At 65.6% G+C, this 25,289-nt stretch carries 27 protein-coding genes and 1 other RNA gene; 24 read left to right on the forward strand and 4 right to left on the reverse strand.

The window, feature by feature from the left end; translation table 11 throughout:
- Positions 1-126 precede the first annotated feature (126 nt).
- The 5 genes from QQL28_RS21145 to QQL28_RS21165 all read left to right on the forward strand — a co-directional run bounded on the left by QQL28_RS21145 (position 127) and on the right by QQL28_RS21165 (position 2,645).
- Complete coding sequence (locus tag QQL28_RS21145; protein ID WP_431309624.1) at positions 127-447, forward strand: DUF4164 domain-containing protein; 321 nt, start codon at positions 127-129, stop codon at positions 445-447.
- The gene (locus tag QQL28_RS21150) at positions 444-827 is read left to right on the forward strand and encodes a cell division protein ZapA (protein WP_284268379.1); all 384 of its coding nucleotides are present in this window, start codon (positions 444-446) and stop codon (positions 825-827) included. Before QQL28_RS21145 ends, QQL28_RS21150 begins: the two co-directional genes overlap by 4 nt.
- 51 nt (positions 828-878) lie before the next feature.
- Positions 879-1,039, forward strand: a non-coding RNA gene (gene ssrS / locus QQL28_RS21155) — 6S RNA.
- Between the two features lie 207 nt (positions 1,040-1,246).
- Positions 1,247-1,843: a 5-formyltetrahydrofolate cyclo-ligase gene (locus QQL28_RS21160; protein WP_284268380.1), complete on the forward strand. Its 597-nt coding sequence runs from the start codon at positions 1,247-1,249 to the stop codon at positions 1,841-1,843.
- Entirely contained in the window at positions 1,821-2,645 is an 825-nt protein-coding gene (locus QQL28_RS21165) for a TIGR00282 family metallophosphoesterase (RefSeq protein ID WP_284268381.1), read from the forward strand. Before QQL28_RS21160 ends, QQL28_RS21165 begins: the two co-directional genes overlap by 23 nt.
- Before the next feature lie 204 nt (positions 2,646-2,849).
- Here QQL28_RS21165 and QQL28_RS21170 read toward each other — a convergent pair whose 3' ends face one another.
- Together QQL28_RS21170 and QQL28_RS21175 are read right to left on the reverse strand one after the other, a co-directional pair.
- Positions 2,850-4,274 carry a methyl-accepting chemotaxis protein gene (locus tag QQL28_RS21170; protein ID WP_284268382.1) on the reverse strand — a complete coding sequence of 475 codons (1,425 nt, stop codon included), beginning with the start codon at positions 4,272-4,274 and terminating at the stop codon, positions 2,850-2,852.
- A gap of 217 nt (positions 4,275-4,491) precedes the next feature.
- Entirely contained in the window at positions 4,492-6,240 is a 1,749-nt protein-coding gene (locus QQL28_RS21175; RefSeq protein ID WP_284268383.1) for a methyl-accepting chemotaxis protein, read from the reverse strand.
- Between the two features lie 210 nt (positions 6,241-6,450).
- On the opposite strand from QQL28_RS21175, the gene QQL28_RS21180 reads away from it, so the two are divergent.
- From QQL28_RS21180 to QQL28_RS21220, 9 genes are all read left to right on the forward strand, one after another.
- Positions 6,451-7,197, forward strand: a complete 747-nt coding sequence (locus QQL28_RS21180; protein ID WP_284268384.1) for a YebC/PmpR family DNA-binding transcriptional regulator — start codon at positions 6,451-6,453, stop codon at positions 7,195-7,197.
- A gap of 239 nt (positions 7,198-7,436) precedes the next feature.
- Positions 7,437-7,964, forward strand: a complete 528-nt coding sequence (gene ruvC / locus QQL28_RS21185; RefSeq protein WP_284268385.1) for a crossover junction endodeoxyribonuclease RuvC — start codon at positions 7,437-7,439, stop codon at positions 7,962-7,964.
- Entirely contained in the window at positions 7,961-8,578 is a 618-nt protein-coding gene (gene ruvA, locus QQL28_RS21190; RefSeq protein ID WP_284268386.1) for a Holliday junction branch migration protein RuvA, read from the forward strand. Before ruvC ends, ruvA begins: the two co-directional genes overlap by 4 nt.
- Positions 8,579-8,625: 47 nt before the next feature.
- Entirely contained in the window at positions 8,626-9,045 is a 420-nt protein-coding gene (locus tag QQL28_RS21195) for a cytidine deaminase (RefSeq protein ID WP_284268387.1), read from the forward strand.
- A complete protein-coding gene (gene ruvB / locus QQL28_RS21200) occupies positions 9,042-10,091 on the forward strand; it encodes a Holliday junction branch migration DNA helicase RuvB (RefSeq protein ID WP_284268388.1) in 1,050 nt (349 codons plus the stop codon). Before QQL28_RS21195 ends, ruvB begins: the two co-directional genes overlap by 4 nt.
- A gap of 93 nt (positions 10,092-10,184) precedes the next feature.
- Positions 10,185-11,054 (forward strand): DUF6869 domain-containing protein, encoded by an 870-nt coding sequence (locus QQL28_RS21205; protein WP_284268389.1) that lies wholly within the window; start codon positions 10,185-10,187, stop codon positions 11,052-11,054.
- 86 nt (positions 11,055-11,140) lie between these two features.
- Positions 11,141-12,052: a metallophosphoesterase gene (locus QQL28_RS21210; RefSeq protein ID WP_284268390.1), complete on the forward strand. Its 912-nt coding sequence runs from the start codon at positions 11,141-11,143 to the stop codon at positions 12,050-12,052.
- A 113-nt stretch (positions 12,053-12,165) separates the two neighbouring features.
- Entirely contained in the window at positions 12,166-12,573 is a 408-nt protein-coding gene (gene ybgC / locus QQL28_RS21215; RefSeq protein WP_284268456.1) for a tol-pal system-associated acyl-CoA thioesterase, read from the forward strand.
- A gap of 75 nt (positions 12,574-12,648) precedes the next feature.
- Positions 12,649-13,116: a nuclear transport factor 2 family protein gene (locus tag QQL28_RS21220; protein ID WP_284268391.1), complete on the forward strand. Its 468-nt coding sequence runs from the start codon at positions 12,649-12,651 to the stop codon at positions 13,114-13,116.
- Positions 13,117-13,233: 117 nt separating this feature from the next.
- On the opposite strand, the gene QQL28_RS21225 is transcribed toward QQL28_RS21220, so the two are convergent.
- On the reverse strand, positions 13,234-13,953 hold the full coding sequence (locus tag QQL28_RS21225) for a type 1 glutamine amidotransferase (protein ID WP_284268392.1): 720 nt from the start codon (positions 13,951-13,953) through the stop codon (positions 13,234-13,236).
- A 38-nt stretch (positions 13,954-13,991) separates the two neighbouring features.
- On the reverse strand, positions 13,992-14,906 hold the full coding sequence (locus QQL28_RS21230; protein ID WP_284268458.1) for a LysR family transcriptional regulator: 915 nt from the start codon (positions 14,904-14,906) through the stop codon (positions 13,992-13,994).
- A 151-nt stretch (positions 14,907-15,057) separates the two neighbouring features.
- Here QQL28_RS21230 and QQL28_RS21235 point away from each other — a divergent pair, with 151 nt between their 5' ends.
- Genes QQL28_RS21235 through QQL28_RS21280 form a run of 10 tightly spaced genes read left to right on the forward strand, consistent with a single transcriptional unit; the run spans position 15,058 to position 25,158 of the window.
- Positions 15,058-16,014 carry an N-carbamoyl-D-amino-acid hydrolase gene (locus tag QQL28_RS21235; protein ID WP_284268393.1) on the forward strand — a complete coding sequence of 319 codons (957 nt, stop codon included), beginning with the start codon at positions 15,058-15,060 and terminating at the stop codon, positions 16,012-16,014.
- A 39-nt stretch (positions 16,015-16,053) separates the two neighbouring features.
- A complete protein-coding gene (locus QQL28_RS21240; RefSeq protein WP_284268394.1) occupies positions 16,054-16,881 on the forward strand; it encodes an ABC transporter substrate-binding protein in 828 nt (275 codons plus the stop codon).
- Positions 16,878-17,735, forward strand: coding sequence for an amino acid ABC transporter permease (locus tag QQL28_RS21245; RefSeq protein ID WP_284268395.1), 858 nt, complete (start codon positions 16,878-16,880; stop codon positions 17,733-17,735). The genes QQL28_RS21240 and QQL28_RS21245 overlap by 4 nt, the downstream gene beginning before the upstream one ends.
- Positions 17,732-18,496, forward strand: a complete 765-nt coding sequence (locus QQL28_RS21250) for an amino acid ABC transporter ATP-binding protein (RefSeq protein WP_284268396.1) — start codon at positions 17,732-17,734, stop codon at positions 18,494-18,496. The genes QQL28_RS21245 and QQL28_RS21250 overlap by 4 nt, the downstream gene beginning before the upstream one ends.
- 14 nt (positions 18,497-18,510) lie before the next feature.
- Positions 18,511-19,326 (forward strand): ABC transporter substrate-binding protein, encoded by an 816-nt coding sequence (locus tag QQL28_RS21255; protein WP_284268397.1) that lies wholly within the window; start codon positions 18,511-18,513, stop codon positions 19,324-19,326.
- A complete protein-coding gene (locus tag QQL28_RS21260; protein WP_284268398.1) occupies positions 19,313-20,197 on the forward strand; it encodes a polysaccharide deacetylase family protein in 885 nt (294 codons plus the stop codon). The genes QQL28_RS21255 and QQL28_RS21260 overlap by 14 nt, the downstream gene beginning before the upstream one ends.
- A gap of 8 nt (positions 20,198-20,205) precedes the next feature.
- Positions 20,206-20,862 carry an aspartate/glutamate racemase family protein gene (locus QQL28_RS21265; RefSeq protein WP_284268399.1) on the forward strand — a complete coding sequence of 219 codons (657 nt, stop codon included), beginning with the start codon at positions 20,206-20,208 and terminating at the stop codon, positions 20,860-20,862.
- Between the two features lie 10 nt (positions 20,863-20,872).
- A complete protein-coding gene (locus tag QQL28_RS21270) occupies positions 20,873-22,192 on the forward strand; it encodes a dihydroorotase (RefSeq protein ID WP_284268400.1) in 1,320 nt (439 codons plus the stop codon).
- Positions 22,193-22,204: 12 nt separating this feature from the next.
- Positions 22,205-23,788, forward strand: coding sequence for an ABC transporter substrate-binding protein (locus tag QQL28_RS21275; protein WP_284268401.1), 1,584 nt, complete (start codon positions 22,205-22,207; stop codon positions 23,786-23,788).
- Positions 23,785-25,158 carry an amidohydrolase family protein gene (locus tag QQL28_RS21280; protein ID WP_284268402.1) on the forward strand — a complete coding sequence of 458 codons (1,374 nt, stop codon included), beginning with the start codon at positions 23,785-23,787 and terminating at the stop codon, positions 25,156-25,158. Before QQL28_RS21275 ends, QQL28_RS21280 begins: the two co-directional genes overlap by 4 nt.
- Positions 25,159-25,289 lie beyond the last annotated feature (131 nt).

A 25,289-nucleotide genomic window follows, 5' to 3' on the forward strand; every position in this document is an offset into this window, starting at 1 on the left:
CAGTGCATAGTTTCAAGGCGGCGTTGCGCTTAGCTTCCCTGCCACGTAAATTTCTGCTTCTAACCGCTTGCCGAACCGAGTCTTTTGCCGGGCGGTAAGCCAACTTAGAGGTCCGCCGCTGACTGCATGAGCGATCGCGCTGCCAACAGTTCCGCCATGACGGAATCCGCCGCCGTCGAGATCGAAATCGCGACTCGCAGACTCACGGCCGCGCTCGACTCGCTGGAGAGCGCGGTCGAGCGACGGCGCGATGCCGATCGCGACGAGAACGAGCTTGCGACGCGCATCCAGGCGCTGGGCACGGATCGCTCGCGTTTGGCCGACGAACTCGACGGTGCGCTGATGAAGGCGCGCAAGCTCGAGCGCACCAATCGCGAAGTCTCCGATCGGCTGGATGCTGCGATCGTCACGATACGTTCGGTGCTCGATACCGGAGAGGATGGATGAGCCACATCAACGTCACCATCAACGGCCGGCAATATCGCATGGCCTGCGAGGAAGGGCAGGAGGTGCGGCTGCTCAAGCTCGCCGAAAGCCTCGAGTCGCGAATCCAGAATCTGCGCGGAAAGTTCGGCGAGATCGGCGATGCGCGGCTCACCGTGATGGCGGCGCTGACCGTATGCGACGAGCTGGTCGATGCGGGAAATCGCGTCCGGACGCTGGAAGCCGAGGTGAACGAGCTGAGGGATTTCCGCAACGCCGCCGCCGAGCGCGCCCGGATGACGCAGACCGCGGTGGTCAACGCGCTGAATGCGGCCGCCGAGCGCATCGAGAAATCGACCCAGGTGCTGAACCGGACCGTGGGCAACGGGATCGCGATCGGCTGACGATCAAAGGTGGGCTGGCGATTCGTCAGCATCGTTGTTAGATTGCGCCAAGCGAAGCTGTGGCGCGCGTCAGGAGCCATATATCCCCGGGGCCTTATCGATCCTTTAGGGAACTGTCCCTGGCCGGGCCCGTGGGCTCGGACATATGGTGCCCACCTACTTTCGTAGGGAACTCCGGGATCGAGTGCTTCAACGGCGTTTGCGGCTTCGCGCTTGTGTTTACTTGGTTTGTGGCCTTCTAATTTGCGTCCCTGACACGCTTGCGGTTGAATTTGGTTTCGGTGTCATGCCCCCGCGAAAGCGGGGCATCCAGTACGCCGCGCTGTCGAGGTTCATGCTCTGGCGTCTCTGGAATACTGGATCGCCCGCCTTCGCGGGCGATGACGGCAGAACAAGGTTCTGCCTCAGGGAAAACGCTGATGACCAACTCCAAAGCCGAACTCCGTGCCAAGGCTCTCGCCAAGCGCGATGCGCTCAGCGAGAAGAAGCGCGCCGCCGCCGCCGCAAAGCTCGGCAAGCGCGGCGTGCCGTTCGAGATCGCGCCCGGCAGCATCGTCTCCGGCTATTCGCCGATCCGCAGCGAGATCGATCCGGTGCCCCTGATGCAGAAGCTCGCGGCCGAAGGTGCGCGGCTGGCGCTGCCTTGCGTCACCACGCGCGGCAAGTCGCTGATCTTCCGCATCTGGCATCCGAGCGACCGGCTGATGCTCGGCCCGCTCGGCATTCCCGAGCCGTCGCCGGCGGCGGCCGAGGTCATCCCCGACTTCATGCTGACGCCGCTCGCCGCGTTCGACCGTCTCGGCCACCGCATCGGCTACGGCGCGGGACATTACGATTTCACCTTCGCGCATTTGCGCAAGACCAAGCATGTCGTCGGCATCGGGCTCGCGTTTGCGGCACAGGAGATCGAGGCTGTTCCCGCACTATCGCACGACGTCGCGCTGGATTATGTGCTAACGGAAACCGACGTGTTCGATTTCCGGAGTTCTGAAGTTGCGCATTCTCTTCGTGGGTGACGTCGTTGGCCGGGCCGGCCGTGCGGCGATCGCCGAGCATCTGCCCAATATGGTTCGCGACTGGTCACTCGATTTCGTCGTCGTCAACGGTGAAAATTCCGCCGGCGGTTTCGGTATCACGGAAGCGATCTATCAGGAGCTGCTCGACGCCGGCGCCGACGCGGTCACGCTCGGCAACCATTCCTGGGACCAGCGCGAGGCGCTGGTGTTCATCGAGCGCGCCGAGCGCCTTGTGCGACCGGCGAACTATCCGCGCGGCACGCCGGGCCGCGGTGCGGCTCTGGTCGAGACCAAGAACGGCCGCCGCGCGCTCGTCGTCAACGCGCTGGGCCGTGTCTTCATGACGCCGTTCGACGATCCCTTCGCTGCGCTCGAGCGCGAGCTCGGCGCCTGTCCGTTGCGCGAGGCGGCCGATGCGATCGTGGTCGATTTCCATTGCGAGGCGACCAGCGAGAAGCAGGGCATCGGCTTCTTCTGCGACGGCCGCGCCAGCCTCGTCGTCGGCACGCATACGCATGTGCCGACCGCCGATCACCAGATCCTTCCCGGCGGCACCGCCTACATGACCGATGCCGGCATGACCGGCGACTACGATTCGATCATCGGCATGCAGAAGGAAGAGCCGCTGCGCCGCTTCATCTCCGGGATTCCCTCCGGCCGTTTCGAGCCCGCGATGGGCACGGCGACGCTGAGCGGGGTCGCGGTGGAGACCGATGATGCAACGGGCCTTGCGCTGAAGATTGCGCCAGTTCGCGCGGGTGGCCGGCTCGAGCCGGCGACGCCGAGGTTCTGGTTGAGCTGATCGGCGCCACACACTCCGAGTCGTCCCGGCGAAGGCTTGGCGAAGGCTGGGACCCATACCGCGGGATCCCGCGATAGTGGACGGTGCTCGTCCCGAACGACGAGCCTTCGCCAAACTACTGGCTGTGGTTATGGGTCCCGGCCTTCGCCGGGACGACATTGGTCGCGCTTTACGGAGAGAGCGCTGACCGCTGCCTGAGCGACCTCACCCCTGCCGAAATCCCATCCGGAACGCGCCCCAGTGCTTGCCCTTCACGACGATCGGCGAGGACAGATCCTTCATCAGCACGAACTGGCCGCCGCCCATGTCACGGCGATAGGTCTGCAGCAGGAAAGGTTTTGTGTTCGCCGCGACCTTCTTCACCGCGCGGTCGTTGAACAGGCGGCGGTTGCGGCAATTGGCGTTGTTCCAGACGGGGTCCTTGCCCTGCGGCAGGCGATAGTTCGGATTGTGGGTCGGCAGATAGCCGCCCTTCGCCCAGGCGACGCAGAACACGATGCGCGGGTCTGACTTCTGGATCGGATCCTGGATTGCCGGCAGCACACGGTCGGTGAAGTCGACATAGCTGGTGAGAAATTGCTTGGGATCGGTGCCTGGAACCTCGCGATAGGTTTCGTCCATGAGCTGATTGAGCGTGATCTCGCCGCGGTCGATCGCCGCCTCGAACTCGGTCGAGATGCGCCTGGCGGTGTCGACGACCACACGGATCAGCGGCGCGTCCGACGTCTCCACGCCGCTGTTGGCGATCAGCGCGATCAGGCCCTCGGAGGTGTCGAGCAGTCTTGCTACCCGCTCGTCGGCATTCCTGAGGTCGCGCGAGGAGAGGTCGACGCCCTTGGCGAGCTCGCTGAGTTGCGAGATCACGGTGTCGCAATGGCCGAGATTGGAGGTCGCGGCGCGCGCGACGCCATCGATCTCCGCGCCCACGGACGCAAAGCCCTGCTGCACGCGCGAGATGATGCCGGAGATCTGCTGCGCGCCTTCGCCGGCGTTCTTCGCCCGCAGCGAGGCATCGCCGCTTTCGCCGATCAGGCTCCCGATCTGGCCGTCGAGATCGCGCACCGTGTCCGAGATCTGCTGGGTGGCCTGGCGGGTTGCTTCCGCAAGGTTCTTCACCTCGCTCGCCACCACGGCGAAGCCGCGGCCGGCGCTGCCGGCGCGCGCCGCCTCGATCGTGGCGTTGAGCGCGAGCAGGTTGGTCTGCTTCGCAATCGCCTCGATCGAGCCGGAGACCTTGGCGACCTGGCTCAGCGCGGAGCCGACCGCGGCGAGCCGCGCCTCGATGCGAGTGACGGCTGCGACGAGCTCGGAGATGTGGCTGACCGCGGTCTCGACCACCTCGCGGGACTGCGCGATCTCGCTGACCGCGGTGGATGTCGTCGATTGCACCGCCTGCGAGGCATTGGCGATCTCGCGATTGGCCGAGACCATCGTCTCCGCCGTCTTCTGCAAATGGTGGAATCGCTCCGACTGGCTGGCGACGCGGTTCGCGACCTCCTGGACGTTGCCGGCGACGTCGGCGAGCTCAACCCCGAGGCCGCCGATGCGATCGGCGAGCTGATCCACGAGTCGTTCGGCCAACGTCCGGTTGGATGACGTGTCCATGACTGCACGCTGCACGACGGACATGTTCGAACTTCCTCCGGTCGGAGTCGCCAATCGACTCACTGCGGCATACCCATTTTCATTTCAAAACGTGATTCGTTTTAATGCTGATTCGCGCTTTGCCGTCTTGCCTGAGCGTGCACTCAAGCGCGATGACGTCGGGTTGAATTGTCATCGCGCTTTAGGTCTTTGTTTGTGCATGGTCTTTTCGGAAGCGCCCCGTACTTCCCCGGATCATGCTTTAGAGCTTGTAGGCCGTCCGGAACCCGCCCCAGTGCCGGCCCTGCACGCGGATCGGCACGTCGATCTCGCGCATCATTACGGTATTGCCGTTGCCCATGTCGCGCGCGTAGCTCTGCACCAGGTAAGAGCGCAGATTGCGCGCCGCAGCGAGGCCCGCCGGGTCGTTGAAGATGCGCCGGTTGCGGCTATTCGCTGTGTTCCAGGCGACGTCACCCGGGCGCTGCAGATGCGAATAGATCTTGTTGTGCACCGGCAGGAAGCCGTTGCGGTCGACCATGGCGCAGAACGCCATGCGTGGATCCCTCGCCAGAAATGCTTCCTGGAAGGAGGGGAGGGCGCGGTCGGCCCAGTCGAGATATCTGGTGCGGTATTGCACCGGGTTGGTGCCTGACATTTCCACGTAATCGGTGTCGAAGAGATCATCGAGCCTGACCTCGCCGCGCGCGACCGCCTGCTCGAAGATCTTCGTCAGCGCAGCGCCCGCTTCCATCGCGCGGGTCACGAACTCCATGTTCTCCTCGTGGATCGACCAGAGCCTGTCCTCGATCTTTTCGCGCAGCTCGGCATTGGGCGAGAGGAACTGCGCCCGTGCGCCGGCCTTGGACTGCTCGGTGACGCGCAGGCGGCAGGCGCCGACATCCCCGAGCAGGCCGTCGATGGTCTCGTGCACCGAAAGTCTGACCGCATCCGCGCCGCCGATCAGAACGCCGTCCATCGCAATCTCGTAGACCGGCATCGCGGCCCGGCCACTCCCGATCTCGAGCTTGAGATGGCAGGGCAGCCGCTCGGTCTTGCGGCGGTCGTCGCCGTCGCTCTGCCTGAGCAGCACCGCGCAGCGCGATTTCAGCTTCTGCGCGAACGTCGTGACCGCCTTGCCGGCGCTGGAGACGCTTTCGCCATGGGCTTCCGCCGCCTTGGTGGCGGCATCGATCTCGGCGGCGCTGTCGCCGACGGATACGATGAATTGGGATGCGGTCGCCGCGTTGCCGGAGACCTCGCTGGTGGTCGCGGTCTGCTCGGCGACCGCGCCGTTGACGGTGTCGAACACCGGGCGGATCGCCTCGATCGCCTGTGAGATGCGGTGCACGGCTTCTGCCGAGCCTGCGGCGTCCTTTTGCAGTGCCTCGATCTTCTTGGTGATCTCCTCGGTCGCGCCCTGGGTCTGCACCGCGAGCGCCTTCACCTCAGTAGCAACGACGGCAAAGCCTTTCCCGGCCGCGCCGGCGCGCGCCGCCTCAATGGTGGAATTCAGCGCAAGGAGAGTGGTCTGGCGCGCGATCTGCGCGATGAGGTTGACGACGTTGCCGATCGCAGCCGAGGATTCGCGCAGGCGATCGACATTGGCGCGGGCCTCCTGTGCAGCGGCGCTGGCAGCATCGGCGAGCTTGCCGGCCTCGCGGACCTGGGCACCGATGCCCTGCGCGGACTGGGTGAATTTCTCGGCCGCGTTGGCGAAAGTGGTGGCGGTTGATTGCGCGGCGCTGCTGCGCCCCGTGAGCGCATCGGTGCGCTCGCGGATGGTCGCGAGCGTGTTGGCGGTTGCTTCCGCCCCGCCGGCGACCGATTGGGCGGCGCGCTCGAGCTGGCGGATCATCGCGCCGAGCTCGAGTTCCAGAAGCTCCAGGATTTCCCTGGCCGAATCGCCCTCCGGTGGGGCAACGGGCCCGGCGACGGCTTGGGCCGCCTGCGGGAGAGCCGCCGGCGCGGCCGGTTCCGGCAGACGCTTCCGAAATAGTCCGAAGGCCATCGGGTCACTCGTGTCGGGGGACGGATGTGGAAATTTTCCCATCCCGAGATGAAGTCAGGGTTAACAGATGCCTGATGGCGAGGTATTTGCCTTACTATAATACCCTCAAGTATGCCCTTTCATTCCGGGGGTGTCGCGGCCTATAAGGCCCGCGCTTTGATCGCTTACCTTGCCCCTGACCTTGGCTGACGATTCCTCAAGAGACCACGCATGGCCGGACATTCCCAATTCAAGAACATCATGCACCGCAAGGGGCGGCAGGATGCGCAGAAGTCGAAGCTTTTCGGCAAGCTGGCCCGCGAAATCACCGTCGCGGCCAAGCTCGGCACGCCCGATCCCAACATGAATCCGCGCCTGCGCGCGGCCGTGATCGCGGCGCGCCAGGAGAACATGCCGAAGGACAATATCGAGCGCGCCATCAAGAAGGCGCTCGGCAATGAGGGCGAGAACTATGAGGAGATCCGCTACGAGGGTTATGGCCCGGGCGGCGTCGCCGTCATCGTCGAGGCGCTGACCGACAACCGCAACCGTGCCGCCTCCGACATCCGCTCCTTCTTCACCAAATCCGGCGGCAATCTCGGCGAAACCGGCTCGGTGTCCTTTATGTTCGACCGCACCGGCATCATCGAATATGATCGCAGCGTCGCTTCCGACGATGCGGTGCTCGATGCTGCGATCGAGGCCGGCGCCGACGACGTCATCTCGGGCGAGAGCGGCCATGAGATCTACGCCTCGACCGAGGGCTATCGCGACGTCGCCAAGGCGCTCGAGGCGAAGTTCGGCGAGCCGCGCAAGGCCGCGCTGATCTGGAAGCCGCAGAACACGGTCGCCGTCGACGACGAGACCGGCGAGAAGCTGCTCAAGCTGACGGACCTGCTCAACGAGCACGACGACGTCCAGAACGTCTACGCCAATTTCGAGATTTCCGACGCGCTGATGGCGAAGATGGGCGGCTGAGGCCGCTCTTCTGTCAGCTCCACATTCCGCTGTCGTCGCCCGGCTCGACCGGGCGACCCAGTATTCCAGAGACGCCAGAGGGATACGGAGAAGGCGCGGCGTAGTGGATACCCCGCTTTCGCGGGGTATGACGAAGCAGGTTGCGGCGAGCCGCGCGGTCTCAACCACTGGCGCACTTCCCCGGGGACTTTCGTTCCGTTTCTGTTTCCCTCCCTCCGGCCAGCCGCTATCACTGGCCCATGACCGCGCTCCCGATTCGCCAGCCCGTCCGCATCATCGGCATCGACCCCGGCCTGCGCCGCACCGGCTGGGGTGTGATCGAGGCCGAGGGCAATCGCCTCGTCTACGTTGCCTGCGGTTCGGTGGAACCGCCCGAGGGGTTGCCGCTGTCGAGCCGGCTGCTGGCGATCCATGAGGGGCTCGCGTCCGTGCTCTCCCAGCACAAGCCGATGGAAGCCGCCGTCGAGCAGACCTTCGTCAACAAGGATGGCGTCGCGACGCTGAAGCTCGGCCAGGCCCGCGGCGTCGCCATGCTGGCGCCCGCGATGTTCGGCATCACGGTGGCCGAATACGCGCCCAACCAGGTCAAGAAGACCGTGGTTGGCGCCGGTCACGCCGACAAGAACCAGATCGCGGTGATGCTGAAGATCCTGCTGCCCAAGGCCGAGCCGCCGTCGGCGGACGCCGCCGACGCCCTCGCCATCGCCATCACTCACGCCCATCACCGCCAAAGCGCCGCGCTAAGGCTGAAGGTGGTCGGGATATGATCGGCAAGCTCAAGGGCCTGATCGATTCCTACGGCGAGGATTTCGTCATCCTCGATGTCGGCGGTGTCGGCTACCAGGTGCATTGCTCGACGCGCACGCTGCAGCATCTGCCTTCGCCTGGTGAAGCCGCCGTACTCTCGATCGAGACCTATGTCCGTGAGGATCAAATAAAACTGTTCGGCTTCCGCACCGACCAGGAGCGCGAATGGTTTCGCCTGCTCCAGACCGTGCAGGGTGTCGGCGCCAAGGTCGCGCTCGCGGTGCTCGGCACGCTCTCGCCTGCCGATCTTGCCAATGCGATCGCGCTGCGCGACAAGGCCGCGGTGTCGCGCACGCCGGGCGTCGGCCCCAAGGTCGCCGAGCGTATCGTCACCGAGTTGAAGGACAAGGCGCCGGCCTTTGCCAATGTCGATCCGCACGTCGTGCATCTTGCCGGCGCCGTCGACGACCAGCGCGCCCCGCGGCCCGTCGCGGACGCGATCTCCGCGCTGGTCAATCTCGGCTACGGCCAGCCGCAGGCGGCGGCCGCCATCGCCACGGCGTCACGCAATGCCGGCGAGAATGCGGAGACCGCGCAGCTCATTCGGCTAGGTCTGAAAGAATTGTCGAAATAGACTATCCTGCGCGGGCCGGTGACTGACAGAGGACAATATTTTTCACCATGCTGAGCGACAAAGACAAGGAATTGATCGCCGCCGCGACCGCAGCGATCAGCCAACGTTATCGCAACGACTGGCAGGAGGTGGGGGCTGCAATGCGCACGCGCGACGGCCGCATCGTCACCGGCGTGAACATCGACGCCTATATCGGCCGCATCGCGGTCTGCGCCGAGGCGATCGCGATCGGACGCGCCATCACGGAGACCGGCGACCACGGCATCGAGACCATCGTTGCCGTGCGCCATCCGAAGCCGGGTGAGCCCGGCCAGATCGCCGTCGTCTCGCCCTGCGGCATCTGCCGCGAGCTGATCCATGACTACGACGCCAAGGCGCGGGTCATCGTGCCGCAGAATGGCCGCGAGCCGGAGGTCGTGACCATCGGCGAGCTGCTGCCGAATAAGTATCGGCGGGGCAACGAGTGAACACTCCCACCCGCATCGTCACGCCCGAGCGCCGCAGCGATGATGTCGGCGACACCGCGCTGCGCCCGCAATCGCTCACCGAATTCGTCGGCCAGCAACAGGCGCGCAAGAACCTGTCTATCTTCATCGATGCGGCGCGCAAGCGCGGCGAGGCACTGGATCACGTGCTGTTCGTAGGGCCCCCCGGTCTCGGCAAGACCACGCTGGCGCAGATCGTGGCGCGCGAGCTCGGCGTCGGCTTTCGCGCCACATCGGGTCCCGTGATCGCCAAGGCCGGCGATCTCGCCGCGCTCCTGACCAATCTCGAAGAGCGCGACGTGCTCTTCATCGACGAGATCCACCGTCTGAGCCCCGCGGTGGAAGAGGTGCTCTATCCCGCGATGGAGGACTTCCAGCTCGACCTCATCATCGGCGAGGGTCCGGCGGCGCGCTCGGTCAAGATCGAGCTCGCAAAGTTCACCCTCGTCGGCGCGACGACGCGCGCAGGCCTTCTCACAAATCCGCTGCGCGACCGTTTCGGCATCCCGATCCGGCTAAATTTCTATACGATCGAGGAGCTGGAAGGCATCGTCACCCGCGGCGCGCGCGTGCTCAACGTCGGCATGAGTCCGGATGGCGCCAACGAGATCGCGCGCCGCGCCCGAGGCACGCCGCGCATCGCCGGCCGCCTGCTGCGGCGGGTGCGCGACTTTGCATCGGCCGCCGATGCCGACACGATTGACCGGACGATCGCCGACCACGCACTGAGCGCGCTCGAGGTCGATGCCGCGGGCCTGGACGCCATGGACCGGCGCTACCTGACGACGATTGCGCTGAACTATGGCGGCGGCCCGGTCGGCGTCGAGACCATGGCGGCAGCGCTGTCCGAGCCACGCGATGCGATCGAGGACATCATCGAGCCCTATCTGATCCAGTGCGGTTATCTCCAGCGTACCCCGCGCGGCCGTCTCCTCACCACGCACGCCTTCCGCCATCTCGGCCTCACCGAACCCTCGCGCGACACGGCACAGTTCGGCTTATTCGGCACGGACGAGAGCGACGACTGAAGCGTCATTGAACCCACCTGTTTTGTGCTCCCACTAATGCGAGCCCGCGGCGATCGGGGTCGCCGCTCACGCACATTGGCTGGAGTGGGAAGAATGGGGCTAAGTGAGCACGCAACACTGCTTGAAAGCATCGCGTCCGCACCGGAGTTGCGGACGCCCGACGAGACCGAAGCATTCCTCGATCCGATGCCGCTGGCCGAGCTGGCCTCGATGTGGTGCGCGCTTCAGCGCGTCAGCCGGCGCGACCAGGCCGGCAGCGTCTGGGCGCTAAAACTCTATTTCGATCATCTGCCGCATCGCCGGCCGCAGCGCGCGCTCGATCTCATTCTCGACGTGCTGAAGACCGAGACCGACAAGCCGACGGTGATGCAGCTCAACGACAAGTTTCTGCTGGCACTGCTCTATGCTCATGGCGACGAGGTGATCGGGCGCATCGAGCATGAGGCGAAGCACAATGTGCGGCTGCGCTGGCTGCTCGGGGGCGTGCATCTCGGCGAGGAGGATCCGCTGACGCGGCGCATCGCAGGGCTCGCCAATGAAGCGGCCTGGTACGCCGATCACCTGGCCCAGCGCACCCCGCGCGAGCCGCTCGATTGCGCCAGCATGTCGCTGTCCGAGCTGGCACGGGCCTGGATCGAGCAATATTCCAGGTCCGACCGCGACCAGGACGACAATCTGTTCGCGATCATGGATTTCGAGCGCGATTTGCGCGAGGACGATCCCGACCGGATGATCGATTTGATCCTGGAGATCCTCAGGATGGAGTCCAATCCGGTGCTGCTGTCGCTGCTGGCGGCGGGCCCGCTCGAGGACGTGATCAGCCTGCGCACCATCGACCGCATCGAGCGCGAGGCGCGCGCCGACAGGCGATTCCATGACTTGCTCGGCGGCGTCTGGTATTACCGGGCGTCCGACGAGTTGAAGACGCGTCTGGATGCGCTGGTCGGCGTGCGGGACCGTTAACATTTCTGCTGACGATCTGCACAAACCCAACCGAATTCCGCTATAATCGCGCGCCAGTCTCTGCCCGCATCACGGGTCAGGATCTCATGTTTTCTCGGCGCCATGTCTTGCGATTGATGGGCGGGTTCGGCGCCTTTGGCGTCTCGACCGCGGCCTATGGCTTCGGCGTCGAACCGGCGCAGCTGCGAGTGACCCGCTACGACCTTTCGCCGCCGCAATGGCCCGCCGATTTCAGGCTGAAGATCGCGGTCATCGCCGATCTCCACGCCTGTGACCCCTGGATGTCGCTCGATCGGATCGAGGGCATCGTCGCGCGCACCAATGGGCTCGCCCCCGACATGACAGTCCTGCTCGGCGATTACGTCGTCAGCCAGCGCCATGTGAGGCGATCCATTCCGGCCGGCGAATGGGCAGCGGTGCTCGGCCGCCTGAAGGCGCCGCTCGGTGTGCACGCGATCCTCGGCAATCACGATTGGTGGGACGACCGGACCGTGCAGCGCGAAGGCAAGGGACATCCGGTTGCACGGCAGGCGCTGGAAGCCGCCGGGATTCCGGTCTACGAGAATGACGCGCAACGCCTGGTCCACGCGGGCCGTCCGTTCTGGCTCGCTGGGCTCGGCGATCAACTCGCCTATGTGCCGGCGCGGCGCTTTCGTCCCCTCCGCCGCGTTGGCGTCGACGATCTTGGCGTCACGCTCGGCAAGATCACCGACAGCTCACCCGTGATCCTGCTCGCGCATGAACCCGACATCGCGCCGCGGGTGCCGTCGCGCGTCGCGCTGCAGCTCTCTGGTCATACCCATGGCGGCCAGGTGCGGCTGCTCGGCTGGTCGCCGGTTGCGCCGTCGGGACAGGAACTCTCCTATGGTCATATCCGCAAGAATTGCGACATCATCGTTTCCGGCGGGCTCGGCTGCAGCGTCATGCCTTTCCGCGTCGGTGTTCCGCCGGAAATCGTGCTGGTGACGCTGGGAAATGCAGGGCAGGCGGTGTCGTAGCCACGGCTTGCGCGCTGGGCCGATTTGCGCAAAACACGAAGCTTCGACAATGAACCGAGGCTCGCGACGTGACAGCCCATCTCGACGGCGAGATCCGCAACGGCCGCCACCACATGCAGGTCCGCGTCTACTACGAGGATACGGATTTTTCCGGCATCGTCTATCATGCCAATTATCTGCGCTTCATGGAGCGCGGGCGCACCAATCATCTCAGGCTGATGGGCGCCGAGCAGCAGGCGCTATTCGAGCAGACCGAGACCGACGACGCCAGCTTCGCCTTCGTGGTGCGCTCAATGCATCTGGATTTCCTGAAACCCGCGCGGATGGATGACGTGCTCGACGTCGTGACCTGGCCGAAAGCGGTGAAGGGCGCCTCGATCATGCTTGGGCAGGAGGTGCGGCGCGGCGAGGACGTGCTGGTCAAAGCCGAGGTACGCGTCGCCTTCATCAGCGGCGGCCGCGCGCAGCCGATTCCGAAATCGATCCGCAATTTGATGAAGGCCGATGTGATTTCGCAATGAGCCGATAGGCAAGGGGCCATCGACTTCCAGGCCTGCGAGCGTAGATTTGTGTGTCCCCAACCGATGAGGCCCGCCATGTCGCGTCCGCCGCTTCCGCCGTTCACGAGAGAGACCGCCGCGCAAAAGGCCCGCATGGCCGAGGACGCCTGGAATTCGCGCGACCCGCAGCGCGTCGCGCTCGCCTATACCGAGGACAGCCGCTGGCGCAATCGCTCGGAGGTGTTTGGGGGGCGCGAAGCGATCGTCGCGTTCCTGACGCGTAAATGGGCGAAGGAGCTCGACTACCGCCTGATCAAGGATCTCTGGGCCTTCGACGGCAACCGCATCGCGGTGCGCTTCCAGTATGAATGGCACGATGCGAACGGCCAGTGGTATCGCTCCTACGGCAACGAGCAATGGGAGTTCGACGAGCACGGCCTGATGAAGCGCCGCGAGGCCTCGATCAATGATATCGCGATCACGGAGAGCGATCGCCGCTTCCACTGGCCCGCGCCGGGGCCGCGGCCTGCGGATGTGCCGGGGCTTGGGGAGAGCCCGTTTTAGGTTCGGAACAACCCTCAACCCTCATGGGAGGAGCCGCGAAGCGGCGTCTCGAACCATGAAGGCCCCGCTGCCGCATCTCGGCCTCTATCCTTCGAGACGCGCGCAAGAGCGCGCTCCTCAGGATGAGGGGTTAGATGTTCTCGTCAAAAACCTCGTGATCGCCCTGCCCAGCTTCGCGCTGTCGAGCGGCTCGGCGAGCGAGGCCTTGGCGGTGGCGACGACGTTGTCCGGCGCGTCGCCTTCGCGGAGCTCGCAGCAGACTTGCGCGAAGCTCGCGTCGAATTCCGGATGCGGCTGCACCGAGAGCGTGGTGCCGTTGGCATAGAGCAGGCCGGCATGGGGCGCGAATTTCGAGTACAGGATCGTCCGCGCGTTCCTTGGCGGCTCGACGACCTGGTCCTGGTGCGAGCAGGCGACGGCGAGCTCGGCGCCGGCGATGACGCCGTTGTCCGGGGCCACCTGATAGACGTGCCGGCCGATGCCCCAGCCCTTGTCCGATTTGCGGACCACGCCGCCGAGCGCCTGCGCGATCAATTGATGGCCGAAGCAGATCCCGACCATCGGCGTCTTGTTGGCATGGGCGGTACGCACGAATTCCTCGAGCGGCGCGATCCAGTCGAGCCCGTCATAGACGCCGGCGGCCGCTCCGGTGATCAGGATCGCCTCAAGCCCGCGCGCGTCGGGCGGCGCCTCGCCGTTGGGGATGCTCACAACGTCGAACGCAGCGGAGGGACATTCGGTGCGGATCATGCGCTCGAACATGTCCGGAAACGAGCCGTGGCGCTCGCGATGTTTGCGAGGGATGGATCCGGTCTCGATGATGGTGATGCGTGCCATGTCTCGTGAGGTAAGGGATTGCACTTGCCCGCGCAAGCTCAGTTACCCCTCGCCGCTGGCGGCGTCCCGCTTTCCAGGAGCTTGCTCTCCTTGCGGACCTCGTTGAGGAACGCCTTGGCCAGCCGCGACAGCGGCTCTGCTTCCGACCACAGCATATAGGCGACCGCGCGCGTCGTCGGCGCGAACGGCCGCACCACGAGGCCGTTGCCGCTCTGCCGCGGCGAAAACGGATCGACCACGGCGGCGCCCACGCCTGCGGCCGCCAGCACGCAGGCCGTGTTGCAATAGCGCACCTCGACGGTCGGTTGGAACGGCGCGCCGGCGCGCGAAAAACTGTCGCGCACGGCTTCGCCGAGCCGCGTGCCGCGCTCGAGCCCGATGAAAGGCAGGCCGACGAGGTCGGATGCGGAGATGACCGGCTGCCCGACGAGCGGATGCTGTGGCGGCAGTACGCAGACCATCTCGCCGGTGTGCACCACCTCATGCGCGATGCCCGGATGATGCGTCAGCCCGAGTGCGAAGCCGAGCTCGGCGACGTGGCTGAGCACGCCCTCGATGATGCCCTCGTAGCGCCGGACGTCGAAAAACACCCGCGTCTCCGGGCGGCGGCGCAGGAAGCCCGATAGTGCGGAGGGGATGATGCTGTAGGCGAGCGGCGGCGTCGCCACGAGCGACAGATGCCCGGAGCGGTTCTCGCGCAAATCGCGCACGCGGCTTTCGAGCTTGGCATGCAGGGCGAAGATCGCCTCGCTCTCCTTGTAGAGCGCCATCGCTTCGGCGGTCGGAAACAGCCGGTTGTTGACGCGCTCGAACAGCGCAAAGCCGGCCTGCGCCTCCATCGTCTTCAGCGCGTTGCTGACCGCGGGTTGCGAGAGCGCCAGCTCGTCCGCTGCCGCGACCGTGGTGCGGTGGCGAATGACGGCACGCAGGATCTCGAGCTGGCGCAGGTTCATATAAGCCCAGATTATACTCTTGGCCAAAATATCATAGCACAGTGAATTGCTTTTCAACGCCCGTTTCCGCGTAATGGCCGCGGATTTGCACGCTGGATCAAGGAGTTCTGTCGCCCAATGAGGCAGCAGCGCGCACAGATTGGAGGCAGTCTTGGTTCGTGTCCTTCGCGCCGCCGCCGCCCAGATGGGGCCGACGCAAAAAGCCGATACACGCGCGCATACACTTTCCCGGATGCTCAAGCTGCTAGAGGAGGCCGCCGCTCGCGGCGCCAGCCTCGTGGTATTTCCCGAGCTGGCCTTCACCACCTTCTTTCCGCGCTGGCTGCTCGAAGGCGCGGCGCTCGAAGAATATTTCGAGCGCGGCATGCCGAACCCGGCTGTGGCAAAGCTGTTCGATCGCGCGCGTGCGCTTCGCGTCGGCTTCTATGTCGGCTATGCCGAGCAGACGGCGGATGGTCGGCGCTACAATTGCTCCATCCTGGTCGATCGCGACGGCGAGATTCTCGGCCACTATCGCAAGGTGCATCTGCCGGGCTCGGTCGAGCCGAGGCCGGGCGCACGCTATCAGCAGCTCGAGAAGCGCTATTTCGAATATGGCGACCTCGGCTTTCCCGCCTTCCGCGCCGGCTCGGCCTGGGCCCATGCGATCATGGGCATGATGATCTGCAATGATCGCCGCTGGCCGGAATCCTGGCGCGTGCTGGGCCTGCAAGGCGTCGAGCTCGTCTGCATCGGCTACAATTCGGCGGCCTATGATCCCAATGGGGGCACGACCGAAGACGCGGGCCTTCGCACCTTCCATTCGACGCTGGTGACGCAGGCCAACGCCTACATGAACGCGACCTGGGCGGTCTCGGTGGCGAAGGCGGGCGAGGAGGACGGCTCCGGATTGATCGGCGGCTCCTGCATCGTCGATCCCAACGGCCGCATCGTCGCGCAGGCCGAGACACTGGCCGATGAGGTGATCGTCGCCGACCTCGACCTCGACCTCTGCCGCCAGGGCAAGGACAAGATGTTCAATTTTGCCGCCCATCGGCGGCCGGAACAATACAGGGTGATTACCGAACGCGCCGGCGTCATCGAGCCGGCCGTTCTCGACGCGGATTAACATCAAACGGCCGGTCGCGGCGTTGGCAAAGGAGCTGACATGATACGCCTCTCGCATTTCCTCGGGTTCGCAGCCTTGGCAGCAGTGACGTCCGCGCAGGCGGCCGAGCTTCCGGCGGAGATCAAGCAGGCGGGCACGTTGAAGCTCACGGTCAATTCGACCTACGCGCCGATGGAATATCGCGATCCCGCAACCAACGAGCTCGTCGGGCTAGACATCGATCTCGCGGGCGAGCTCGCCAAGCGGCTCGGCGGCCTCAAGATCGTCTGGAGCGAGACGCCGTTCGCCGAGCTGATCCCCTCGCTCCAGACCAAGCGCGCCGATTTCATCATCAGCGGCATCTCGGACCGTGCCTCGCGGCGCGAGACCGCGGATTTCGTCGACTATCTCACCACAGGCCCACAGTTCTTCGTCATGGCCGAGAGCGAGGCGAGGGCCGCGACCGATCTCTGCGGCAAGAAGGTCGGCACCACCCGCAGCACCAGCTTCCCGGTCGAGATCGAAAAGTGGAGCAAGCAGAATTGCGAGGCGGCCGGCAAGCCCGCGATCCAATACGTGCCCGGCGAGAACTCGATCGACGTCCGCAACCAGCTCAAGCAGGGCCGCATCGACGCCGCCGTGCAGGGCAGCGAGACTCTGCCTTATGCGCAATCGCAGGAGACCGGCAAATACCGCATCGTCGGCGAACCCTTCGCCAGGGGTTATCAGGGCATCATGTTCCGCAAGGACGATGCGGCGCTGCGCGAGGTGGTGACGGAAAAGCTCGCCGCCATGATCGCCGATGGCTCCTACAAGGCCATTCTCGACAAATGGGGGTTGGGCGCGAACGCCGTCGAGAAGCCCCTGATGAATGCGGCTCCGCAATGAAGGCCGCGCCCGCACTCGCGGAAGGCTTTCCCGACCTGTCCGGGATGCACGTTGCGCGCGAGCCGCACTGGTTCCGCTGGCTCAGCGCGGCACTGATCGTGGTCGTGCTCGTGGCGATCGCGCGGGCCTTCGCCGGCGGCCAGATCGAATGGTCCTATGTCAGCCGCTTCCTGACCGCGAAAGTGATCCTCGAAGGCATCGTCAACACCATGGTGATGGCCGTGCTCGCGATGGCGCTCGGCATTGTCCTCGGCGTGGTCGTCGCGATCATGCGGCTGTCGCCGAACCCGGTGCTGAAATCGGTCGCGGCCGGCTACACCTGGCTGTTCCGCGGCACGCCGCTGATCCTCCAGCTCCTGTTGTGGTTCAATCTCGCGCTGGTGTTTCCGACCATCGGCATTCCCGGCCTGTGGAGCGCGCGCGCGGTCGACGTCATGACGCCGTTCCTCGCGGCGCTGCTCGGGCTCGGCATCAACCAGGGCGCCTACACCTCCGAGGTGATGCGCGCCGGCATGCTGTCGGTCGACATCGGGCAGTATGAGGCGGCGCAGGCGATCGGCATGGGGCGGCTGCGCGCGCTGCGCCGGATCATTTTGCCCCAGGCGATGCGGGTCGTGATCCCGCCGATCGGCAACGAGTTCATCGGCCTCGTCAAGGCGACCTCGCTTGCCAGCGTCATCCAGTACCCGGAGGTGCTGCACAACGCGGAGAATATCTACTACGCCAATTCGCGTGTGATCGAACTCTTGATCGTCGCCGGGCTCTGGTATCTGCTCGTGGTCTCGATCCTGACGCCGCTCCAGATGCTGCTCGAGCGACGCTTTGCCCGCGGCACATTGCAGTTTGCCCGATGACAAAACCCCTCGTCGCGATCCGCTCCGTCAGCAAGCATTTTGGCGAGTTCCAGGCTCTCAAGACCGTCTCGCTCGACGTGTGGCCCGGCGAGGTGATGTGCCTGATCGGTGCATCCGGTTCGGGCAAGACGACGTTGCTCCGCTGCGTCAACCAGCTCACGACGATCGACAGTGGCGGCATCTGGCTCGATGGCGAGCTGCTCGGCGTGCGCGAGGAAGGCGGGCGGCTCTACCGCCTGACCGAGCGGCAGATTGCGCAGCAGCGGCTGAAGACCGGCATGGTGTTCCAGCGCTTCAACCTGTTTCCGCACAAGACGGCGCTGGAGAACATCATCGAAGGGCCGGTACAGGTGCAGGGCCGGAAATCCGACGAGGTGCGCAGTGAAGCCATCGAACTGCTCAGGCGTGTTGGCCTTGCGACCAAAGCTGATTCCTATCCCGCGCAGCTCTCCGGCGGCCAGCAGCAGCGCGTCGCGATCGCGCGCGCGCTCGCCATGAAGCCGATGCTGATGCTGTTCGACGAGCCGACCAGCGCGCTCGATCCCGAGCTCGTCGGCGAGGTGCTCGCGGTCATGAAGGAGCTCGCGCAGAGCGGCATGACCATGATGGTGGTGACACACGAGCTCGGCTTCGCCCGCGAGGTCGCCGACCGCGTCGTCTACATGGACCAGGGTGCGATCGTCGAATCCGGGAGCGCCTTGGACGTGCTCGGCGCGCCGCGCGAGGCGCGCACGAAAGCTTTTCTCTCTGCGGTGATCTGAATGGGGGCGTTTCGATGATGAGGATATTGGTTGCGGCGGCGCTGGTATGTGCCACGACGGTCTCGGCGATGGCGATCGAGCTGCCGCCTGACATCGCCAAGCGCGGCAGCATCAAGGTCGCGGTGGTGCCGAACTATCCGCCGATGGAGTTCCGCGATCCCGCCACCAACGCGCTCTCCGGCTTCGACATCGACCTCGGCGAGGCGCTTGGCCGCAAGCTCGGCGTCAAGATCGAGTGGCAGGAGACCAGTTTCGCCGAGTTCATGCCGTCGATCTCGACGGGCCGGGTGGACGCCATCCTGTCCGGCTTCACTGACTATGCGAGCCGGCATGAGATCGCGTCTTTCGTCGATTATTTGCGCAGCGGTCCAAAATTCTTCGTGCAACAGTCCCGCGCGGCGGAGTTCAAGGACATGGCCGCGCTCTGCGGCAAGAAGGTCGGCGCCAGTCGCCGCACCATGTTCCCGGCAGAGATCGCGGCGTGGAGCGAGAAGAATTGCGGCAGCAATCCGATCCAGTTCGTCGGCACGGACGGTTCGGCCGATGCGCGTACGCAGCTCAGGCAGGGCCGTATCGACGCCGCCGTGCAGGGCAACGAGACGCTGCCCTATATCATAGACCTTGAGCCCGGGACCTACGCGCCGGTCGGCGATCCCTTCGCAACGCAGTTCACGGGCATTGCGCTGCCGGTCAAGGAAAAGGCCTTGCAGCAGGCGATGATGGAGGCCGTCGATGCGCTGATCGCGGACGGCACCTATCGTGCGCTGCTGGCGAAATGGAAACTGAACGACAACGGAATAGAGAAGGCGACCATCAATGCTGGACAGTAAGGCACTCCAGAGCATCCCGCTCGTCCCGGCGAACACCGCGGATCCCGCCCCGAACTATCCGTGGCCGAAGCCGTACACGTCCGCGATGTTCCTCTCCTTCGACGTGGATGCGGAGAGCGCCTGGACCAGCAAGGACGCCGTGCACGCGCAGCGCCTGATCACCATGAGCTATGGCGGCTACGAGGCGCGCGTCGGCACGCCGAAACTGCTGGAGCTGCTCGATCAGCTCGATCTCAAGGCGACGTTCTTCGTCACGGGCTGGTCGGTCGATGCGCATCCGGCCATGGCCGAATCCATTCTCAAGGCCGGCCACGAGATCGGCCATCACGGCTATCATCACCTTCTGCCCGATCCCGGCGATCCCTGGATCGAGGAGGAGCTGGAGCGTGGCTTCGAGGCGTTGAAGCGCCGGCTCGGCGTCAAGCCGATCGGCTACCGCGCGCCCTATGGCGAGTTCACCGAGGAGCTGCGCACAGCACTTGTGCGCGATGGCATCGTCTATACCTCCTCGTTCCGCGACGACGTGCGCCCCTATCGGCATCGGCTTGCCGACGGCAAGCCGGGCACGATCGAGCTGCCGGTGACCGCGAGCTATGACGACTGGATGCACGGCCTCTCGGCTCGGTTCAGCCCACGGTCGATCTTTCCCAAGGAGCACGTGCTCTCGATCTGGAAAGACGAACTCGACGAGGTCAGGGACTGGGGCGCGATGGTGACGACTGTGCTGCACCCGCAATGCAGCGGCCGTCCCATGCGACTTCGTCTGTTGCGCGAATTCCTGACCTACGCAAAATCCTGTCCGGACCTCTGGATCACCACCGGCGAAGCCATCGCCGGCAACTTCCAGCGCCACGAGGCCGCCAAGCGTTGAACCAAACCATGACCCGCCGTCGCATCCTCACGATCAACCCGAATTCCTCCGCGGCGGTCACGGCGGCGATCGATGAGGCCGTCGCGCCGCTCAGGATCCCCGGCGGGCCGGAGATCGTCGTGGTGGGGCTGGCCGAAGGCCCGCCCAGTATCACCTCGCAGCGCGATGCCGACAGTGTCGTCATGCCGCTGGTCAACCGCGTCGCGCGCGAGGATGCGGACGCCTTCGTGCTCGCCTGCTTCAGCGATCCCGGGCTGCACGCTGTGCGCGAGGCGGCTGGCGGCCGTCCGGTGATGGGCATTGCCGAATGGGGCATCTTGCGCGCGCTGACGCTCGGCGAGCGTTTTGGCATCATCGCGCTGTCGCCGCAAAGCATTCGTCGCCAGCAGCGCATGGTGCGGCAGATGGGCTTTGAGGCTCGCTATGCCGGAAGCTGGTCGGTCGGCGCGAGCGCGGCGGAAACGGCGGGTGCCGATATCCGCGGGCGGCTGATCGAGGCGGGACGCGCGCTGGTCACGCAACCCGGCGCCGACGTCGTCGTGATGGGCTGCGCCGGCATGGCTTCGCATCGCGCTGCAATCGAGGAGGCGATCGGCGTTCCCGTGGTCGAGCCGGCGCAGCAGGCGGTCGCTGCTGCGATCGGCGCGGTGTTGTTGAGGGCATGAAAGGCGGACGATGCATTTTGATCTCCTGATCCGGAACGGCACCTGCGTCACGCCCTGGGGCGAAGAAGCCGCCAATGTCGGCATCTCCGGCGGCCGCATTGCGACGCTGTCCGCGAGCTCGGCCGACACGGCCGATCAGGTCATCGACGCCAGCGGCCTTCACGTCCTGCCCGGCCTGATCGACAGCCACGTCCATCTGCGCGATCCCGGCGATGCGACCGTGGAAACGCTCGGCACCGGCACGCGCGCCGCCGTACTCGGCGGCATCGCCACCCTGTTCGACATGCCCAACACCAACCCGCCGATCGTCGATCAGGAGCGGCTCGACTGGAAGCGCGGCTACGCCGAGCAGCAGAGCTTTTGCGACATCGGCCTCTACATCGCCGGCGCCAAGACCAATATCGGCGAGCTTGCGCATCTCGAAAGCGAGCCCGGCGTGTGCGCGATCAAGGTGTTCGCGGGCTCGTCCACTGCGTCGCTGCTGGTCGAGGACGACGAGCATCTCGAAAAGCTGATGCGCGCAGGGCGCCGCCGCATCGCCTATCACAGCGAGGACGAATATCGCCTCCAGGCGCGCAAGCCGATGTTTTCGCGCGGCATGCCGCATCGCTCGCACATGGAGTGGCGCGACGAGGAATGCGCCTTCCTCGGCACCCGCCGCCTGATGGCGCTGGCGCGCAAGACGGGGCGGCCTGCGCACATCCTCCACGTCTCGACGGCGGAAGAGCTGAGCTACCTGCGCGACTATCGCGACGTCGCGACCGTCGAGGTGCTGGTCAATCATCTGACCCAGGTGGCACCGGAGTGCTACGACACGCTGAAGGGCTTTGGCGTGATGAACCCGCCGATCCGCGGGGAACGCCATCGCGAGGCGAGCTGGGCCGCGGTGCGTGATGGCATCGTCGACACTATCGGCAGCGACCACGCGCCGCATTCGCGCAGCGCCAAGGAGCAGCCCTGGCCGGACTGCCCGGCCGGCCTCACCGGCGTGCAGACGCTCGTCCCTGTCATGCTCGATCACGTCAATGCCGGCCGGCTCTCGCTGTCGCGGATGGTCGATCTGATGGCCGCAGGTCCCGCGCGGGTCTACGGCCTCGTCGGCAAGGGGCGGCTCGCCGCCGGTTACGACGCCGACTTCACGCTGGTCGACATGAAGGCGAAGCGCACCATCGAGGACGCCTGGATCGTCTCGCCCTGCGGCTGGACGCCGTTCGCAGGCAAGAAGATCACGGGCTGGCCGGTCGCCACCATCGTGCGCGGCCACACCGTCATGCGCGACGACGAGGTGCAGGGCGCGCCGATCGGCCGTCTCGCGCGCTTTGCGTCCTAGGGGTTTTGTTCGATGCCGATCTCTCGCCGCTCCCTGCTCAAGGCCGCAGCCGTAGCGCCGGCCCTGTCATTGCCAGGGATATTGCGCGCCGAGGAGCAGACCACGCTGCGCTTCATCCCGGTGATCGATCTCGCCTTCGTCGACCCGATCTATTCGACGGCGCAGGTGTCGCGCAACCACGGCTTCATGGTTTACGACACGCTCTATGGCATGAGCGCCTCGCTCCAGGTCTCGCCGCAGATGCTGTCGGGCCATGTCATCTCCAATGACGGGCTCCAGTGGGACCTGACTTTAAGAGATGGCCTGTTCTGGCACGATGGCGAGCGCGTGCTTGCGCGCGACTGCGTCGCGAGCATCCGCCGCTGGGCGGCGCGCGACGGTTTTGGCGGCGAACTGATGGAGGCGACCGACGATCTGTCGGCCGCCGATGACCGCACCATCCGCTTCCGCCTCAAGCGACAGTTTCCGCTATTGCCGCAGGCGCTCGGCAAGGCCGCGATCAATGCCTGCTTCATGATGCCGGAGCGGCTGGCGAGCCAGGATCCGTTCAAGCCGCTGACGGAAGTGATCGGCAGCGGCCCGTTCCGCTATCTCGCCGATGAGCGCGTGCAGGGCGCGCGCAACGCCTATGCCCGCTTCGAGCGCTATCAGCCGCGCAGCGACGGCAAGCCGGATTGGACCGCAGGTCCCAAGATCGTGCATTACGACCGCGTGGTCTGGACCACCACGCCGGACGCCGGCACCGGCGTCGCCGCGCTCCAGACCGGCGAGCAGGACTGGCAGGAAACCACGCCGCACGATCTGTTGCCGGTGATCAAGGCCGCCGGCGACATCGAGACGCGCGTGCTCGACCCGCGTGGCTACACCTGCATGCTGCGGCTCAACCATCTCCAGCCGCCGTTCGACAACCTCGCGGTTCGCCGCGCATTGCTGGGCGCGATCGATCAGTCGTCGTTCATGACGGCGGTGGCGGGCACCGATCCGGCCTATCAGGTCTCACCGATTGGCTTCTTCGCGCCTGGCACGCCGATGGCAAGCGAGGTCGGGCTCGACGTCTTCCGCGGCCCGCGCGACTACGCCAAGGTCAAGGCCGACCTGAAGGCCGCTGGCTACAATGGCGAGAAGATCGTGCTGCTCGTGCCCACCAATTCGCTGGCCCAGCGCCCGCTCGGCGAGATCGCCGCCGACACGCTGCGCAAGGCCGGCATGAACGTCGAATACGCCGCGCTCGATTTCGCCGTCGTGCTGCAACGCCAGCTCAAGAAGGAACCGCTTCAGCAGGGTGGCTGGAGCGCCGCGGTCGCCAACTGGCAGGGCATCGACTGGCTCAATCCCGCCGGCAACACGAACTTGCGCGGCGAGGGCAAGGTCGCCGGCTGGTACAAGAGCGAGAAGATGGGCGGTCTTCGCAGCGAGTGGCTGGCTGCCTCCGAGCTGGCCGAGCAGCAGCATATCTGCCGGCAGATCCAGGCGCTCGCCTTCGAGGAGATTCCCTATCTTCCGATCGGCCTGTACAAGCAGCCGACCGCCTATCGCAAGAGCATCACCGGCATTCTCGACGGTACCGCCGTTTTCTGGAACGTACGCCCCGCATGAGCACGATCGCGATCTTCGGCAGCTATGTTTTGGCGCGCAAGGACGGCGCGCAGGATGTATTGCGCGACCACTGGGTGCTGGTCGAAGGCAAGAGGATTGCCGCGGTCACGCGCGACAAGCCGTCGGCGGATGTCGTTTATGACAAGCCCGGCCGTTTCATCCTGCCGGGCCTGTTGAACCTGCATAATCACTGCTTCAGCGAGGCGGTGGCGCGCAGCCACACTGAGGACGGCAACGGCCGCCGCAACAACCAGAGCATCGTCTACACGGTGCTCCTGCCGCTGACCAAGCGCGGCGCTGATTTGTTGTCGCCGGAAGAGCGCCTGGCGGTCGCGCGGCTCGGCGTCCTCCAGCTCCTCAAGGGCGGTGCCACCACGGTGATGGAGCCGTTCCGCAATTCGATCCCTGAGATGTTCGACGCCGCCGACGAGATGGGCATCCGCTTCTACGGCGCGCCCTATCTGTTCTCGACCTCAGACGCCAAGGCGGGTCCCGACGGCGTGGTCCGCTATGCCGGCGATGACGGCGCGGCTGACATGGCGACCTGGGACGCGCTCTATCAGCGCTGGAATGGCCGCGGCGATGGGCGCATTGGCCTTGCGATGAGCCCGCATGCGACCGACACCTGCGGGCCGGATCTGTTGAAGGCGTGCGCGGCGCGGGCGCGTGAGCTTGGTGTCCCCATCACGACGCATCTGGCGCAGAGCCGCGCCGAGGTCGAGACCATAGGCAAGCGCTATGGCGGCCGCACGCCGGCGGAATATCTGGACTGGCTCGGCCTGCTTGCGCCGGACCTGCTCGCCGCGCACTGCATCGCCAGCACCGACGACGATCTGAAGCTGATGGCCGCGCGCGGCGCGACCGTGCTGAACTGCCCGCGCGTGTTCGCACGCGCCGGCGTAACTGCGGCATTCAGCCGCTTCGCCGCTCATGGCGTCCGCACCGTGGTCGGCACCGACGGCTACAACATGGACCTGCTCGGCGAACTCAATGCCGCCTCGCTGATCTCCAAGACGTCGTCGCAGCGCGCCGATGTCGCAAATTCCCCCGAGCTGATCGAGTCGATCACGGCAACCGCCGCCGACATCATCAAGCGTCCCGATCTCGGCCGGATCGCGCCTGGCGCGACCGCCGATCTCACCATTGTCGATCTCACCCATCCGCATTTGCAGCCGTTGTTTGATGTCAGGCGCGCATTGGTCGCGCTCGCCAACCGCGCCAATATCGACCAGGTCGTGGTCGACGGCCGCGTGCTCATCGATGCCGGTCGCTACGTCCATGGCGACGAAGCCGCGATCACCTCGCAAGGCGCAGCCGCGATCGGGAAAATCTGGGATCTGCCGGAGGCGCAGGCGGCCTTCAACGGCTGATCCGCGCGCATCCTTTGCTATCGCATAGGTGCCCGGCAAAATCGCGGCGAGCGTTGCGCTAGAATCGCGTTGCTGGCATAGAAATTGCTGAACGTTCGAGCCCAACCTTTCGATCAGCACGGAGACATTTG

This window comes from Bradyrhizobium iriomotense (genome assembly GCF_030160715.1).
In the GTDB taxonomy this organism is placed as follows: Bacteria; Pseudomonadota; Alphaproteobacteria; order Rhizobiales; family Xanthobacteraceae; genus Bradyrhizobium; species Bradyrhizobium iriomotense.

Excerpts from the sequence above, each read along its gene's own strand:
- QQL28_RS21145 (WP_431309624.1), top strand. The coding sequence starts at position 127 with ATGAGCGATCGCGCTGCCAACAGTTCCGCCATGACGGAATCCGCCGCC.
- QQL28_RS21150 (WP_284268379.1), top strand. The coding sequence starts at position 444 with ATGAGCCACATCAACGTCACCATCAACGGCCGGCAATATCGCATGGCC.
- QQL28_RS21160 (WP_284268380.1), top strand. The coding sequence starts at position 1,247 with ATGACCAACTCCAAAGCCGAACTCCGTGCCAAGGCTCTCGCCAAGCGC.
- QQL28_RS21170 (WP_284268382.1), bottom strand. The coding sequence starts at position 4,274 with ATGTCCGTCGTGCAGCGTGCAGTCATGGACACGTCATCCAACCGGACG.
- QQL28_RS21175 (WP_284268383.1), bottom strand. The coding sequence starts at position 6,240 with ATGGCCTTCGGACTATTTCGGAAGCGTCTGCCGGAACCGGCCGCGCCG.
- QQL28_RS21180 (WP_284268384.1), top strand. The coding sequence starts at position 6,451 with ATGGCCGGACATTCCCAATTCAAGAACATCATGCACCGCAAGGGGCGG.
- ruvC (WP_284268385.1), top strand. The coding sequence starts at position 7,437 with ATGACCGCGCTCCCGATTCGCCAGCCCGTCCGCATCATCGGCATCGAC.
- ruvA (WP_284268386.1), top strand. The coding sequence starts at position 7,961 with ATGATCGGCAAGCTCAAGGGCCTGATCGATTCCTACGGCGAGGATTTC.
- QQL28_RS21195 (WP_284268387.1), top strand. The coding sequence starts at position 8,626 with ATGCTGAGCGACAAAGACAAGGAATTGATCGCCGCCGCGACCGCAGCG.
- QQL28_RS21205 (WP_284268389.1), top strand. The coding sequence starts at position 10,185 with ATGGGGCTAAGTGAGCACGCAACACTGCTTGAAAGCATCGCGTCCGCA.
- QQL28_RS21210 (WP_284268390.1), top strand. The coding sequence starts at position 11,141 with ATGTTTTCTCGGCGCCATGTCTTGCGATTGATGGGCGGGTTCGGCGCC.
- ybgC (WP_284268456.1), top strand. The coding sequence starts at position 12,166 with ATGCAGGTCCGCGTCTACTACGAGGATACGGATTTTTCCGGCATCGTC.
- QQL28_RS21220 (WP_284268391.1), top strand. The coding sequence starts at position 12,649 with ATGTCGCGTCCGCCGCTTCCGCCGTTCACGAGAGAGACCGCCGCGCAA.
- QQL28_RS21225 (WP_284268392.1), bottom strand. The coding sequence starts at position 13,953 with ATGGCACGCATCACCATCATCGAGACCGGATCCATCCCTCGCAAACAT.
- QQL28_RS21230 (WP_284268458.1), bottom strand. The coding sequence starts at position 14,906 with ATGAACCTGCGCCAGCTCGAGATCCTGCGTGCCGTCATTCGCCACCGC.
- QQL28_RS21240 (WP_284268394.1), top strand. The coding sequence starts at position 16,054 with ATGATACGCCTCTCGCATTTCCTCGGGTTCGCAGCCTTGGCAGCAGTG.
- QQL28_RS21245 (WP_284268395.1), top strand. The coding sequence starts at position 16,878 with ATGAAGGCCGCGCCCGCACTCGCGGAAGGCTTTCCCGACCTGTCCGGG.
- QQL28_RS21250 (WP_284268396.1), top strand. The coding sequence starts at position 17,732 with ATGACAAAACCCCTCGTCGCGATCCGCTCCGTCAGCAAGCATTTTGGC.
- QQL28_RS21255 (WP_284268397.1), top strand. The coding sequence starts at position 18,511 with ATGATGAGGATATTGGTTGCGGCGGCGCTGGTATGTGCCACGACGGTC.
- QQL28_RS21260 (WP_284268398.1), top strand. The coding sequence starts at position 19,313 with ATGCTGGACAGTAAGGCACTCCAGAGCATCCCGCTCGTCCCGGCGAAC.
- QQL28_RS21265 (WP_284268399.1), top strand. The coding sequence starts at position 20,206 with ATGACCCGCCGTCGCATCCTCACGATCAACCCGAATTCCTCCGCGGCG.
- QQL28_RS21270 (WP_284268400.1), top strand. The coding sequence starts at position 20,873 with ATGCATTTTGATCTCCTGATCCGGAACGGCACCTGCGTCACGCCCTGG.
- QQL28_RS21275 (WP_284268401.1), top strand. The coding sequence starts at position 22,205 with ATGCCGATCTCTCGCCGCTCCCTGCTCAAGGCCGCAGCCGTAGCGCCG.
- QQL28_RS21280 (WP_284268402.1), top strand. The coding sequence starts at position 23,785 with ATGAGCACGATCGCGATCTTCGGCAGCTATGTTTTGGCGCGCAAGGAC.